General features: G+C 38.8%; 14 protein-coding genes. 12 read left to right on the top strand and 2 right to left on the bottom strand.

Translation table 11 applies throughout. The features are described 5' to 3' along the window. The 5 genes from rplQ to E1176_RS15345 form a co-directional block, all read left to right on the top strand. Window positions 1-590 (top strand): 50S ribosomal protein L17 (gene rplQ, locus E1176_RS15365; protein ID WP_246206081.1); only part of this gene is annotated, 590 nt, incomplete at its 5' end. Window positions 591-676: 86 nt separating this feature from the next. After that, window positions 677-1780, top strand: a complete 1104-nt coding sequence (gene carA, locus E1176_RS15360) for a glutamine-hydrolyzing carbamoyl-phosphate synthase small subunit (RefSeq protein ID WP_155211626.1) — start codon at window positions 677-679, stop codon at window positions 1778-1780. Between the two features lie 8 nt (window positions 1781-1788). Beyond that, entirely contained in the window at window positions 1789-3066 is a 1278-nt protein-coding gene (gene eno / locus E1176_RS15355) for a phosphopyruvate hydratase (RefSeq protein WP_155211624.1), read from the top strand. Between the two features lie 154 nt (window positions 3067-3220). Further along, window positions 3221-3508, top strand: coding sequence for an FtsB family cell division protein (locus tag E1176_RS15350; protein ID WP_155211622.1), 288 nt, complete (start codon window positions 3221-3223; stop codon window positions 3506-3508). A gap of 1 nt (window position 3509) precedes the next feature. Then, window positions 3510-4058, top strand: coding sequence for a hypothetical protein (locus E1176_RS15345; RefSeq protein WP_155211620.1), 549 nt, complete (start codon window positions 3510-3512; stop codon window positions 4056-4058). On the opposite strand, the gene E1176_RS15340 is transcribed toward E1176_RS15345, so the two are convergent. Together E1176_RS15340 and E1176_RS15335 are read right to left on the bottom strand one after the other, a co-directional pair. After that, window positions 4055-5131 carry an Ldh family oxidoreductase gene (locus E1176_RS15340; RefSeq protein WP_155211618.1) on the bottom strand — a complete coding sequence of 359 codons (1077 nt, stop codon included), beginning with the start codon at window positions 5129-5131 and terminating at the stop codon, window positions 4055-4057. The genes E1176_RS15345 and E1176_RS15340 overlap by 4 nt on opposite strands. A 44-nt stretch (window positions 5132-5175) precedes the next feature. Further along, window positions 5176-6111 carry a Ppx/GppA phosphatase family protein gene (locus E1176_RS15335; protein ID WP_155211616.1) on the bottom strand — a complete coding sequence of 312 codons (936 nt, stop codon included), beginning with the start codon at window positions 6109-6111 and terminating at the stop codon, window positions 5176-5178. 112 nt (window positions 6112-6223) lie between these two features. Between E1176_RS15335 and E1176_RS15330 the strand changes: the two genes are divergently transcribed. The 7 genes from E1176_RS15330 to E1176_RS15300 form a co-directional block, all read left to right on the top strand. Further along, a complete protein-coding gene (locus tag E1176_RS15330) occupies window positions 6224-7813 on the top strand; it encodes an acyl-CoA carboxylase subunit beta (RefSeq protein WP_155211614.1) in 1590 nt (529 codons plus the stop codon). Continuing rightward, window positions 7813-8511: an SDR family oxidoreductase gene (locus E1176_RS15325; protein WP_155211613.1), complete on the top strand. Its 699-nt coding sequence runs from the start codon at window positions 7813-7815 to the stop codon at window positions 8509-8511. Before E1176_RS15330 ends, E1176_RS15325 begins: the two co-directional genes overlap by 1 nt. 9 nt (window positions 8512-8520) lie before the next feature. After that, window positions 8521-9591, top strand: coding sequence for a M42 family metallopeptidase (locus E1176_RS15320; protein ID WP_155211611.1), 1071 nt, complete (start codon window positions 8521-8523; stop codon window positions 9589-9591). 101 nt (window positions 9592-9692) lie between these two features. Beyond that, complete coding sequence (locus tag E1176_RS15315) at window positions 9693-10208, top strand: YfiR family protein (protein ID WP_246206078.1); 516 nt, start codon at window positions 9693-9695, stop codon at window positions 10206-10208. Window positions 10209-10296: 88 nt separating this feature from the next. After that, the gene (locus tag E1176_RS15310; protein WP_155211609.1) at window positions 10297-13053 is read left to right on the top strand and encodes a sigma 54-interacting transcriptional regulator; all 2757 of its coding nucleotides are present in this window, start codon (window positions 10297-10299) and stop codon (window positions 13051-13053) included. A 185-nt stretch (window positions 13054-13238) separates the two neighbouring features. Continuing rightward, window positions 13239-13766 carry a YfiR family protein gene (locus tag E1176_RS15305; RefSeq protein WP_246206076.1) on the top strand — a complete coding sequence of 176 codons (528 nt, stop codon included), beginning with the start codon at window positions 13239-13241 and terminating at the stop codon, window positions 13764-13766. Between the two features lie 20 nt (window positions 13767-13786). Continuing rightward, the coding region (locus E1176_RS15300; protein WP_155211607.1) for a PAS domain S-box protein at window positions 13787-14321 on the top strand (535 nt) is incomplete at its 3' end.

Here is a 14321-nt window from a genome sequence, read left to right as displayed (position 1 = left end):
AATTTAATCATCTGAGCAGGACAGCTCCTCATAGAAAGGCTATGCTTTCAAACATGGCTACTTCTTTGATATTAAATAAAAGAATAACTACTACTGTAGCGAAAGCTAAAGCGCTTAAGAAATATGTTGAGCCTTTACTTACTAAAGCTAAGAACGATACTACACACTCTAGAAGAGTTGTATTCTCTTATCTAAATGATAAGACCAGCGTTCAGACTTTATTTGATGAAGTAGCTACAAAAATAGCCGACAGACCTGGAGGATACACTAGAATCCTTAAAACTGGTAATAGACTAGGTGACAACGCTGATATGTGCATCATTGAGTTGGTAGATTACAACGAAATGTTGCTAGGTGATGATAAGTCATCGAAGTCTAAAACAAGAAGAAGTAGAAGAGGCGGTAAAAAGTCAACAACGAGTTCTAACGAAGCTGCTCCGGCAAAAGAAACTAAGGAAGCGAAAGCTGAGGAAGTGAAAGAGGAGAAAGCTGAGGAAACTCCAAAGGCTGAAACTAAAAAGGAGGAGCCTAAGGCAGAAGAAAAAACAGAAGAGAAGAAGGATTCAAAAGACGAAGAGAAAAAAAAGTAAATTGAATTCTACTAGAAATATAGAAGGGATTAGATTTTTATCTAATCCCTTTTTTTATTTTTGCACAATCTTAATTCAGTAGCTCTATGAAATTGAAGGAAAAAGAAAAAGCTTATTTGTTATTAGAAGACGGTTTTATGCTCGAAGGCACCTCTATTGGGAAGAAAGGTACCAAAGGAGGTGAGATATGTTTTAATACTGGCATGACCGGTTATCAGGAGATCTATACCGACCCAAGTTACTATGGTCAGATCATCGTAAACACAAACTCACATATTGGCAATTATGGGGCACTCGATGAAGAAACGGAGTCTAAAACCCCAAAGATATTTGGGCTCGTAGTAAACGAATATGCTGAAGTTTATAGCCGCAAAACAGCTACTGAAAGCTTACAGGAGTTTCTTGAAAAGAATGATGTTGTAGGTATTGCCGATGTTGATACGCGTATGCTTGTAAGGCATATACGTAGCAAAGGTGCCATGAATGCGATAATTTCATCTGAGATAAATGGTGACGAACTGAAGAAAGAGCTGGAAAAAGTGCCTTCAATGGAAGGGTTGGAGCTATCATCTATTGTTGCTACAAAAGAACCATATTATGTTGGGGACGAGTCGGCACCAATTAAAGTAGCTGTACTTGATTTAGGGATAAAGACCAGCATCTTAAAAAATTTAAGTAGCAGAGATGCTTATTGCAAAGTATTCCCTGCTAAAACTAAATTTGAAGAGATGAAAGCCTGGAATCCTGATGGTTATTTTATATCAAATGGCCCAGGTGACCCTGCAGTTATGCAATATGCTGTTGATACGGTTTCAGAAATATTAAAGGAGGATTTGCCATTGTTTGGTATATGCCTTGGCCATCAGATTTTAGCAAGAGCTTGTGGTATTGGTACCTATAAGATGCATCATGGTCATAGAGGTCTTAACCATCCTATTAAAAACCAAACCACAGGATTAAGTGAAATTACTTCTCAAAATCACGGCTTTGTAGTGTCTGCTGAAGATATCGATAAGTCTGATAAAGTTGAAATTACACATATCCATCTCAATGATAATACTGTGGCAGGACTTTCTGTTAAGGGAAAAAATGCATTTTCAGTACAATATCACCCTGAGTCATCTCCAGGTCCACATGACTCAAGATACTTATTTGATCAATTTATAGAACTAATTAAATCATCTAAATAATAGCATAAATGAGCTTAATTCACGACATACACGCAAGACAAATACTTGATTCACGAGGTAACCCAACTATCGAAGTAGATGTAGTTACAGAAAGCGGCATACTAGGAAGAGCTGCCGTACCGTCTGGGGCATCTACAGGAGAAAATGAGGCCGTAGAACTTAGAGATGGTGATAAATCGGTATACATGGGTAAGGGTGTACTTCAGGCAGTAGACAACGTAAATGGAGTGATAGCTGAAGAGCTAGTAGGCTTTTCAGTATTTGAGCAAAATCTGTTGGATAAGATGATGATCGAACTTGACGGTACTCAAAATAAAAGCAAGCTTGGAGCAAATGCTATATTAGGTGTTTCTTTGGCTATTGCAAGAGCTGCTGCTGCTGAGCTTGGTATGCCTTTATATAGATACATTGGCGGTGCAAATGCTAATACTCTTCCTGTTCCGATGATGAATATTATCAATGGAGGATCACACTCAGATGCACCTATAGCTTTTCAGGAGTTTATGATTCGTCCTGTGGGAGCTGCTAGCTTTAGTGAAGCCATTAGAATGGGAACTGAGGTATTCCATCATTTGAAAAAGATTCTTAAGGACAAAGGCTTGAGTACAGCTGTAGGTGATGAGGGTGGTTTCGCCCCTAACTTCTCAGGAGGAACTGAGGAAGCCCTGGAAAGTGTGCTTAATGCTATAAAGTCTGCGGGCTACACTCCTGGGGACGATATAACTATCGCCTTAGATTGCGCATCTTCTGAGTTTTATGTAGATGGTAGCTATGATTATACAAAATTCGAAGGTGATAAAGGGTCTGTAAGATCTAAGCAAGAGCAAGTAGATTACCTTGCTGAGTTAGTTGAGAAATATCCAATAGATTCTATTGAAGATGGTTGTGATGAGAACGATTGGGAAGCATGGAAAATGTTAACCGCCAAGATTGGAGACAAATGCCAGTTGGTAGGTGATGATTTATTCGTTACTAATGTTAATTTCTTGAAAAGAGGTATTGAAGAGAAAAGTGCTAATTCGATATTAATTAAAGTAAACCAAATTGGTACGCTTACCGAAACACTTGATGCTATTGAAATGGCTCACCGAGCTGGATTTACTTCTGTAATCTCACACAGATCGGGTGAGACTGAGGATGCAACTATAGCTGATATAGCAGTGGCTACTAATGCTGGTCAGATTAAGACTGGTTCTGCATCAAGATCTGATAGAATGGCGAAATACAATCAATTGCTTAGAATTGAAGAAGAATTAGAAGAGGTGGCGAAATTCCCTTCTAAATAATAGGACTGATATATTTATTTAAGCTGTGCTGCATGTGATGCAGTACAGCTTTTTTGTTTTTCAAGACACATATAATCAAGCTCACTAAAGCTTTTTGATAGTATAAGTCATTAATTTTTAGTTATTTTAAGGTATTATTTTTTAAACTTAAGTGATGAAGTTACCACGATTTACACGCAGTTTTTATTTTTTGGTAGGCTCATTTTTCTTCATCTGGATGTTGTTTATTGATGCCAACGACATATTTACTCAATATCAATTGCGCAATAAGCTAAAAAACCTTGAAGACGAAAAAGCGTACTATTTGGATAAGATCGAAGAAGTAAAAGCTGAGCGCGAAGAACTAATGAGCAATGACGAGCTCCTTGAAAAATTCGCCCGAGAAAAATACCTAATGAAGAAAGATTCTGAAGACTTATTTATTATTGTTGAGGAAGAATAGTATGTCCAAATTATTAAAATTGCTGCCATTCATTCTGTTGTTAATTACAACTAAGGGTTTTGCTCAATTTGACGAACCCACGGAAGGTAGCGATTGGAAAGATCGGGTATTTGTGGGCGGGGGCTTAGGTTTACAGTTTGGCACCATAACTAATATTGAAGTCTCACCTTTAGTGGGATACCGCGTTACAGATAATTTTTCGGCTGGCTTAGGGATTACTTACAGTTATTACAAAATAGAATTCAATAACGGAGAAGAGTTCGAAACCAATATTTACGGTGGAAGGCTATTTGCGAGAAGAAGCCTTACAGATCAATTTTTTCTACAAGCCGAATATGAGTCTCTCAATCTTGAATATTTTAACCCATTTGATAACACTTTCCAAAGAGAGTGGGTACCTGGTTTGTTTTTAGGCGGAGGGTACTTTATGCCTTTGAGCAGAAATGTTGGTCTAAGTGCAATAGCACTATACAACGCATTGTATGACGACCTGAAATCCCCATACAATAGTCCTTTAGTGATAAGATTTGGATTTACTGCAGGTTTTTAGGCCAATTCAAGTCCAAATTTTTTCCCTACTTCTCTTAAGTCTTCTACTACTTTCTCATTTAAAGGGATGCCATTATTACCGCGTTCCGCTTCCATCTCTCTTTCAGGGTCTCCGGGTATAATTACCTTTTTGCCTTCTACAGCTTCTGCTTCTCTAAATCGTGAAATCCAATTGTCCATGTGAGATTTAAATTCATCGGCTGGTCTAAAAGCGTCTATTCTCATAGCGCCTAAAAAATGACCTAGCCCTTCACCCACAGGATTTTCAGATAATGGTAAAAAACTTACGAAAGGAGGTGCCCACGGTCCATAATTTGCACCAGAAAATACAGCAGAAAATATATCTACTATAGAACCAAGCGCATATCCTTTATGACTACCATGCTCTCTGTCACCTCCCAAAGGCAATAGTGCTCCACCATTTTTTAGTTCGTGAGGGTCATTTGAGTTTTTGCCTTCCTTATCCTGAATCCAGCCTGTAGGAGCTTGCTCCTCTTTCCTTTGTAAAATCTCAAGCTTACCATTCGCTGCTGTTGTAGTTGCTAAATCAGCTATGAAAGGGGGTTGCTTTGCAGAAGGAATAGCTACTGCTATTGGGTTGGTACCCAGCATACGCTCTTTGGCAAATGTAGGAGCTACTAAAGGGCTTGCATTAGTCATGGCCATACCTACCATATCATTTTCCAGGGCCATCATAGCATGATAGCCGGCTATACCAAAATGATTTGAATTTTTTACTGAAACCCAGCCGCTCCCTACTTCTTTAGCCTTTTGCATGGCTATTTTCATAGCAGCAGGAGCTACCACTAAACCTAGCCCACGGTCACCATCTACCACTGCTGTACTTGGTGTTTCATGAACTACCTTAATATCAGGTTTGGGGTTTATTCTATCGGCTTCCCACAATCTAACATAACCAATTAATCTGGCTACTCCATGAGAGTCAATCCCTCTCAGGTCTGCTTTTACCAATACATCAGTTGCGATCTGCGCATCGGCTTCGCTACAACCCATAGCAAGAAAAACATCTTTAGTAAAACTGGTAAGTTCTGATTTGGTATAGTGATTTTTCATGACGCGCAAAGTTAGTGATATATTCTTTTTCGAAAAGAATCACTCTACATTTGGTCGCTTTTCACTAAGCTCAGCACCCCTTCTTTCAGCGCATAGGTTGACACTCTTAATTCATTAAAAGGATGTTGATTTAGAAGGAATTCGATAAGCGCTGAAGCTACCACTATCATGTCTACTCTCATCTCGATCATGCCTGGTATTACAAGGCGCTCTTCCCTGTTTTTTGAAACAAGGTCCACAAATATTGCTTTGAATGAACCAATAGTTAGTGGTCTTTCACTGGCGTTTTCGTCAATAGAAATATTATTTGCTGCGCAGTAGATGTCACTTAATGTATCGAAAGTGCCCGATGAGCCAATAAGTACATTTGGCCCAAACGCCTTGATGTTTTCTAATAAGGAAGCGAGTTTTTCTAGTAAAAATGATTCTAGTCGATTGAGGTCATTTTTGCTGATCGGTTCTGTATTGTGAAAAAGGTCTAAGAGTCTTTGAGCGCCTAGCTCAAAGCTTTCTTTCCATAACACTTCTTCTGAGTTTCCGATGATAAACTCAACACTTCCACCACCTATATCCATTACAAGCACTGGTTCGCGGCCAATGGGCATAGCGGTTTTTACTCCTTCAAATATAAACGAGGCTTCCTGATCTCCTGGAATAATGTTAATGTCTATTCCAGTTTCTAATTTCACTTTTTGTTTCAGCTCTTCTCCGTTGCGGGCATTTCTAAACGCACTAGTTGCAAATGCAAATACTTTTGTGGCGTTATGTGCTGTGATTTTATCGCTAAATGACTTTAAAGCACTCAATGCGCGATTTTCAGCTGCCGGTACAATTATCTGGTCATTAATACCACCTTCACCAATTTTGACAACGATTTTTTCTTTAAGAATAATTTCATCTTGGCCATCTATTACAGGTTTAACTATTAATAGATGAAAGGTGTTAGTGCCACAGTCAATAATTGCAATCGGATCAGCCATGAGGATTAAAAATTTGCCGAATATAAGCAATCATTAGCATAAAATCGACCTCGATATCCGGCTGATTCCATCGGTTTTTAATTATCTTTGAAATTTCCGAAAAGAAACGAATATGTCAGAAAAGAAGCAAAATCAACCAGTTTATACAGTACCTGGAAACCAACAGAAATACGAGTTGCTCCAAGAAAAGAATGACGAAGCCTTACTTGGCGGGGGTAAGAAAAGAATCGAAGCCCAGCATAAAAAAGGTAAGCTCACAGCCAGAGAGCGTATAGAACTATTGTTGGACGAAGGCACCTTTGAAGAGATTGGCAAGTTTGTCATGCACAGGTGCAAAGATTTTGGCTTAGATAAGCAGTATTACCCTGGTGATGGTGTTGTAACTGGTTACGGGCAGGTCAATGGTAGACTTGTTTACGTGTTTTCTCAGGACTTTACAGTATTTGGTGGTTCATTATCTGAAACCCATGCTGAAAAAATCGTTAAGATCATGGATTTAGCCATGGAAAATGGGGCCCCTGTTATCGGGCTTAACGATTCTGGTGGCGCTAGAATTCAAGAAGGTGTGGTTTCTTTAGGGGGCTATGCCGATATCTTTTACAGAAATACGCTGGCTTCTGGCGTTGTGCCTCAAATTTCTGCTATCATGGGACCTTGTGCAGGAGGTGCAGTTTATTCTCCGGCTATCACAGACTTTATAATGATGGTAGAAGATACTTCATATATGTTCGTGACTGGACCCAACGTAGTTAAAACAGTAACTCAGGAAACAGTAACAGCAGAAGAGCTTGGAGGAGCCAGTGCTCATAGTACCAAAAGTGGTGTAACTCATTTTTCATGTGCCAACGAAGTCGAATGCATAAATAATATTAAACAGCTTTTAAGCTACATGCCTCAAAACTGTGAGGAAGATCCGACTATTGCTCCTTATGAGCCTTCAGGTGATGAAAAGGTACCATCTTTAAATGACATAATGCCTGAGAATCCTAATCAGCCTTATGACATGAGAGAGGTCATAGAGCAAACCGTAGACGATGGAAGTTTTATGGAAGTCCATAAAAACTTTGCGGAAAACATCGTGGTGGGATTCGCAAGAATAGGTGGTAGAAGTATCGGTATTGTAGGTAATCAACCTGCTTCTTTGGCAGGAGTATTAGATATTGATGCTAGCACTAAAGGAGCTCGTTTTGTGAGATTTTGTGACTGCTTCAACATTCCATTATTAGTGTTTGAAGATGTGCCTGGCTTTTTACCTGGTACAGATCAGGAGTGGAATGGTATAATTACCAATGGGGCCAAGCTGCTATATGCTTTTAGCGAAGCTACTGTACCAAGAGTAACTGTGATTACAAGAAAGGCATATGGTGGAGCATATGATGTGATGAACTCAAAACATATTGGGGCTGACATGAATTACGCCTGGCCAATGGCAGAAATTGCTGTTATGGGAGCCAAAGGAGCAGCAGAAATTATATTTAAAAGAGAAATTGCTGAGGCTGATGATCCTGAAGCAAAACTTCAGGAGAAGATTGACGAGTATACTGAGAAGTTTGCTAACCCTTACAAAGCAGCACATAGAGGTTATATAGATGAAGTGATACTCCCTGAAAATACACGAGCAAAACTGATAAAAGCATTCAAAATGCTTGAAAATAAGGCAGTTTCACTTCCTAAAAAGAAACACGGAAATATTCCATTATAATGCAGAAGGTAGCGATAATTACCGCAGCAAGTAAAGGCATGGGCGAAGCTTGTGCCAGAGCGCTCGCTGCAGATGGTTATAAAGTTTCGCTTATGGCCAGGTCTGAATCTATTATGGCTCTGGCCAATGAGCTTGAAGGAATAGCAATTCAGGGAAGTGTGACCAACAAAGACGATCTGAAAAAATTGGTGGATCTCACCATGAAGAGCTATGGTCGTATAGATGTCGTTTTAAATAATACCGGCCACCCACCAAAAGGAGATCTCCTAGAACTTACCGAAGATCAGTGGAGAGAAGGACTCGACATGGTATTATTAAATGTAGCCAAAATGGTAAAATTGGTGATTCCAATAATGAAGAAGCAAGGAAAGGGAGCCATAGCGAATATTTCTACTTTTGCTGCTTTTGAGCCCTCACCAAACTTTCCAATATCTTCTGTACTGAGAGCGGCATTGGGTAGCTATGTGAAGCTATTGTCGGATGAGTTTGCTTCTGACAATATCAGAATCAACAACATATTGCCTGGGTTTATTGACAGCTATAATGTGACGGAAGACAACCTGAAGGCAATACCAATGAATAGAGCGGGCAAGGTTGAAGAAGTGGCTAAGACTGCTGTATTCCTACTTTCAGACGATGGAGGCTACATTACAGGCCAGAATATAAGAGTTGATGGAGGAATCACCCGATCAGTTTAAAACATACATATGAATAACGAGAGCAAAACTTTCCTAAAAAAATATTTGAATAATGCCTCTCCAACAGGTTTTGAAACCTCAGGACAGGAGATTTGGCTTGAATACCTAAAGCCGTATATCGATGAATACTTTACGCATACGTATCGTACCGTAGTAGGCGTTATCAATCCAAAAGCTGAATATAAGGTCGTAATAGAAGCTCATGCAGATGAAATTTCATGGTTTGTAAATTACATCACTGAGGAAGGCTACATTTATGTAAGGAGAAATGGTGGCTCTGATCACCAGATAGCTCCTAGTAAAAGGGTAAATATCCATACTGATAAAGGAGAAGTTAAAGGTATTTTTGGTTGGCCAGCAATCCATGTGAGAGATAAAAGCAGCGAAGAAAAGCCTAGTCTAAAGAATATTTTTGTGGATGTAGGATGTTCTTCAAAAGAAGAGGTTGAGAAGTTAGGTGTTCATGTAGGTTCTGTCATGACTTTTGATGATGACCTTATGGAGCTTAATAAAAATTACCTTGTAGGTAGAGCTCTCGATAACCGTGTTGGGGGTTTTATGATTGCTGAAGTCGCACGAAGACTTCATGAAAATAAAAAAGAGCTTCCTTTTGGTTTATATATTGTGAACGCAGTACAGGAAGAGGTGGGGCTGAGAGGAGCTCAGATGATTGCTGAGACTATTAATCCCAATCTGGCACTTGTGACCGATGTTTGCCATGAGACCACATCGCCAATGTACAACAAAATTGAGAGTGGTTTACAAAAAGCAGGACAAGGACCTGTGCTCACTTATGGGCCGGCTGTACATAATAATCTTTTAAAGATGATTATTGAAACTGCTGAAAAAAATAAAATTCCATATCAAAGAGCTGCTGCATCACGTGCTACAGGTACAGATACAGATGCTTTTGCCTATTCTAATAAAGGTGTGGCTTCCGCCCTAATCTCATTGCCATTAAAATATATGCACACAACGGTAGAAACAGTACATAAAGATGACGTAGAAAATGTGATCGGGTTGATGTACGAGTTTTTGCTTCAATTAAAATCTGGGCACGATTTTAGTTACATCAAGTAGTAACATACAGCATTAGGTTACTTAACTCCCTAATAATGTATGAAATAGAGGTGTAATACTTACATTGTATTATATTTGTAATATTATAATTTGATGGAAATATGAGTTTTATAAAAAGTTCAGTACTTATCACAGTTTTTGCTGTTTCCATAATTGGCAATAGCTATGCACAGGACAGGCCAACTCACGAGTTGCACTCGATGATGATTTACAACTTCTTGAAGTATGTACAATGGCCAGGAGATTTGAATAGTGGGGAGTTTGTAATCGGAGTAATTGGTGATGATGATGTATTTAATACACTTAACACCTGGTATGGAAACAAAGACAGAGGTGATAAAAAACTGATAGTTAAAAATTATAACTCTGCAAGTGAGGTTGGGTCTTGCCAACTTTTATACATTGGTAATAAAGCAGACTTTGAAGCCGTAAATCAGAAAGTATCCGGTCAGCCTACACTTACAGTTACTGGCAAAAATGGATTAGGTGAAAAAGGAAGTTGTATCAATTTTAAGGTCGTAAATAATCGACTTAAGTTTGAGTTAAATCAAGGTTCTGTAGATACAAACAATTTAAAAGTATCAAGCCAATTAACAGCCATGGCTATTATGATCTAGATAAGAAGAAATTTTACATATTGCAAAGCCTGATAATTTCGATTGTCAGGCTTTTGTATTACCCTGGTGTTTATCAAATTAATTCAAATTGCTTAACTTCCTCACTCACGAGATGAGCCCGATGAACGATAATTTCAACGAAGAACTTTCGCACTCTACTATAGACAATTCCCCGGAGGCTATTGTATGGATTGATTCCAACGGTAAGATACTGGATGTAAATAAAAAGGCTTTTTCAATACTTCAATACACTATTGAGGAGCTAAAAGAGTTACAGGCCGATCAAATATTTAAAGATTTTTCGATTAGTGATTTTTTTGAAAAGGAGTTAACTGATTCACGTTCAATAATAAGCACTAAGTCTTCAGAGCAAATACCGGTTGAAGTAACCTCAAAGCGAATTGCATTTGAAGAGAAGTCCATTGTTTGCCTGTATTTTAGAGATATAAGAGAAGTTATTGCCATTGAAAAAGCCATAGGCTTAAACGAAGAAAGGTGGCAAACCGGACTAGAGATTCTTTCAGAAGGGGTATGGGATTGGAATTTGCAACAAGGAACAGTTGAGTTTAGTCAGAGGTGGTCGTCACATTTTGGTTATGAGTCTAAAGCAGACAGTTTTCTCAAAAAGATGAGAGAGATTACTCATCCTGACGATATCGCTTTGATAGAGCAAAGGATGAGAGAACATCTCAATGGGCAAGTAGATGAGTACAGATCGAAGCATCGAATAAAGGATAGTTCGGGAAAATGGCGCTGGGTAAGAGACAGGGGTAAGGTGCTTTCTCGAGGTCAGTCGGGGGTAGCGCTTAGAATGATCGGTACCACTCAAGACGTAACGGACATTATTGAAGCTGAAAAGCAGCTGCGTCTTTCTCAGGAAAAACTACTAAGAAATTCTCACAAGTCTCTTGAAGATATTAAAAGTAAGTTTTTAGATATTTTCAATAATTCAAATGATGCCATTTTTATAGGAGACCCTAATAAGAATAAAATTGTAGATGTTAACCCGAAAGTGTGTGAATTATTAGGGTATAACAAAGATGAACTGCTTAACATCAATCTCACCGAGATTATGCCTAATCAAAAAAAGCAGTTTGTCGACTTTTTCAATAGGGTTTCGCGTAACAAGAGTGGTGAGACAAATAAGCTTGTTTTCAAATCAAAATCAGGAGAGCGTATTTTTGCGCAGTTGTCGGCTTCCATATTTTCTATCGATGGCGAGTTGGGTATTTTGGGTATTGTTCATAGTGAGTCTGATGAGGGCAAGTTTGAGCGAATAGTAGGCCAGGTCACAGAAGCTTCTATAGTAAATCCAGAGCGAGGGATTGTAAGTAACTTCATGGCTGAAACTGCTCGTTTGCTCAGAATCCGCTATGCCGGTATGAGTAGAATTATTAAGCAAGACCCACTAACAGTAAGAGTAGTCAATTTCTGGCACAGAGGTAAGTTTGGGGAGTCGTTTGAATATGAAGTAAAAGGTTCTCCTTGCGAAAATGTGGTAGCTGGTGATTTTCATCTAATAGAAAAGGGTGTAGCCAAAACATATCCAAACAGTCAGCTACTCAAAAGACTGAAGGACGTGGAGGGCTATATGGCGGTGCCTATCTCAAGTAGCGAAAAAGAGCCTATAGGTCATTTTTTCTTATGTGATGATGGATTTATTGAGCGCAAAAGCTGGGTTGAAAACCTGATGAGGTTGGGCGCATTGAGGATGCGACTTGAGCTCGAAAGGTTACATGCTCAGGAAGCACTGGAAGAAGCTAACCAAAATCTCGAGCGGAAAGTAGAAGCCAGAACCAAAGCTTTGTCCCAATCAAATAAGGAGCTCGAGAGAGCCATCGCAGAAGTTGAAGAATTGAGGGATAAACTACAGGCAGAAAATGTCTACTTGAAGGAAGAAATAAAACTCAACCAAAATTTTGAAGACATAATAAGTCAGGATGTTGGCTTTAAAAAAGTGCTTAACGAGGTAGAAAAAGTGGCCAAGACAGACTCTACCGTATTAATTTTTGGAGAGACAGGAACAGGAAAGGAAGTCATTACCCGATCGATACATGGGATAAGTAACAGGAGTAACAAGCCCATAGTAAAAGTTAATTGTGCAGCACTGCCAGCCACACTTATCGAAAGTGAGTTGTTTGGTCACGAAAAAGGTGCCTTTACGGGTGCGGCATCATTGAAAAGAGGCCGATTTGAACTTGCAGATGAAGGCACCTTATTTCTAGATGAGGTAGGCGAAATCCCTCTGGAGCTACAGCCTAAGCTGTTAAGAGCACTACAGGAAGGGGAGTTTGAAAGGTTGGGAGGAGTAAAAACCATCAAGGTAAATGTGAGGGTAATAGCAGCTACCAATCGTAATCTGGAACAAGCCATTGAGAAAGGAGAGTTTAGGTCTGACTTGTTTTACCGATTAAATGTATTCCCCATAACCATACCTCCTTTAAGAGAAAGAGCAGATGATGTGCCCTTGTTGATCAATCATTTTATGAAAAGGTACAATCAGAAACTGGGCAAAGATGTAACTAAGGTATCTCAGAGTACACTTAATCAATTATTGAGTTATAGTTGGCCTGGTAATGTGCGCGAACTTGAAAACATAATCGAGCGAGGAGTTATCATATCAGAGGGTAAAAACCTTGAGATTGGGAATTGGTTGAAAAATGGAGGAGAAGTAGATAACTCAACTTTTAAGTCATTAGAACAGTACGAAAAGGACTATATTTTAAAAGTATTGAAACACACAAACTGGAAAGTGAGCGGAAAGAATGGTGCCGCGGAAATTTTGAACATGAAACCTACCACTTTGGCCTCACGCATGAAAAAGCTAAACATCTCTAAAAAATAATTACGAAATATCGTTTAATCACGAAATATCGTTAATTCAAATTTTACTCATTCATTAAGCAAATCGATGATATCTGCCTTTAATCTTACTAGAGGCCTTTTTTTAATCTTTAAGTTTTCTGGCACTTGTTTTGGTATGTAAATGATTGTCCAAAAAAAGTTTATCAAAAAACAACGCTAACATTTATGAGAAAAATTAACCTAATAGTTCTACTTATGTTGACCTCAGTGGTAGGTTCAATTGCAAGTAACAAAGATGGTGCAGACAGGCCTGTACATGAAATTCACTCAATGATGATTTACAATTTTGTAAAATACATTCAGTGGCCTGCAAATAACAATTCACAGCAGTTTGTGATCGGTGTCATCGGTGATGACGAGGTGTTTAATACGTTGAACAGCTGGTATGATGGAAAAGTAAGAGGTAATAAAACATTTGCTATCAAAAACTTTAGCTCTGCTGCTGAGGTTGCCGGATGTGATATCCTATACGTTGCAAAAGGTGCAAGCAATCAGTTTGACGAAATTAAAACAAAGCTTAGTAATGCTGCCACATTAATTATTACTGACAAACCTGGTTTAGGTCAAAAAGGTAGTGGCATCAATTTTAAGACAGTAAATGGCAAGTTGGCATTCGAAATGAACCAAGGAGTGATAGAAAGCTCAAAACTCAAGGTATCTAGCCAGCTTACAGCCATGGCAATTATTATTTAGTAGCAAAAAAGCTGCGGTTAATGAAAACACAGTTTCCACTCAAAAGAGAGGGATATGACTTAAATACCGCTTTAAGCTACATGGAGGGGAAAGAGGAAGTGAGTACGCAAAGTATGTTTAGAGCTTTAGTAGAGAAGTCAACCGACATAATACTGATTACAGGGAGAGACTTTGTAATCAAATACATTACCGGATCAGTCGAAAGACTTTTAGGTGTAAAGCCTGAAGTAGCACTGGGACGGGATCTTTTTGAGTTTGTGGAAATAAATAAGGCTAACTCTCTGAGGAGTTTTGTAGAAGAGGGAGCTATGAGGGAAGATAAGTTCTCAGAAGTTGGTCTTTACAATATAGCAGGTGAGAAGAGATTTTTTGATGTCACCATTTCTAACCTGCTAGATAATCATAAGGTAAATGGGCTGGTAATCAATCTGCATGATATTACAGAAAGAAAGCTCACGGAGCAAAAATTGCTCAAGGCTAATAATGAGCTAGACCATTTTATTTACAAAACTTCACATGATTTAAGGGCTCCTTTGCTTTCTGCTATTGGTTTGG

Origin of the sequence: Fulvivirga aurantia (assembly GCF_009711475.1) — a bacterium.
Lineage (GTDB): Bacteria > Bacteroidota > Bacteroidia > Cytophagales > Cyclobacteriaceae > Fulvivirga > Fulvivirga aurantia.
This window is presented reverse-complemented; position numbering and strand designations above follow the sequence as displayed.

What these genes read in the sequence shown, in the direction of transcription:
- E1176_RS15350 (WP_155211622.1), top strand. Translation starts at nt 3,221, where the DNA reads ATGAAGTTACCACGATTTACACGCAGTTTTTATTTTTTGGTAGGCTCA.
- E1176_RS15335 (WP_155211616.1), bottom strand. Translation starts at nt 6,111, where the DNA reads ATGGCTGATCCGATTGCAATTATTGACTGTGGCACTAACACCTTTCAT.
- E1176_RS15330 (WP_155211614.1), top strand. Translation starts at nt 6,224, where the DNA reads ATGTCAGAAAAGAAGCAAAATCAACCAGTTTATACAGTACCTGGAAAC.
- eno (WP_155211624.1), top strand. Translation starts at nt 1,789, where the DNA reads ATGAGCTTAATTCACGACATACACGCAAGACAAATACTTGATTCACGA.
- E1176_RS15325 (WP_155211613.1), top strand. Translation starts at nt 7,813, where the DNA reads ATGCAGAAGGTAGCGATAATTACCGCAGCAAGTAAAGGCATGGGCGAA.
- carA (WP_155211626.1), top strand. Translation starts at nt 677, where the DNA reads ATGAAATTGAAGGAAAAAGAAAAAGCTTATTTGTTATTAGAAGACGGT.
- E1176_RS15315 (WP_246206078.1), top strand. Translation starts at nt 9,693, where the DNA reads ATGAGTTTTATAAAAAGTTCAGTACTTATCACAGTTTTTGCTGTTTCC.
- E1176_RS15340 (WP_155211618.1), bottom strand. Translation starts at nt 5,131, where the DNA reads ATGAAAAATCACTATACCAAATCAGAACTTACCAGTTTTACTAAAGAT.
- E1176_RS15320 (WP_155211611.1), top strand. Translation starts at nt 8,521, where the DNA reads ATGAATAACGAGAGCAAAACTTTCCTAAAAAAATATTTGAATAATGCC.
- E1176_RS15305 (WP_246206076.1), top strand. Translation starts at nt 13,239, where the DNA reads ATGAGAAAAATTAACCTAATAGTTCTACTTATGTTGACCTCAGTGGTA.
- E1176_RS15345 (WP_155211620.1), top strand. Translation starts at nt 3,510, where the DNA reads ATGTCCAAATTATTAAAATTGCTGCCATTCATTCTGTTGTTAATTACA.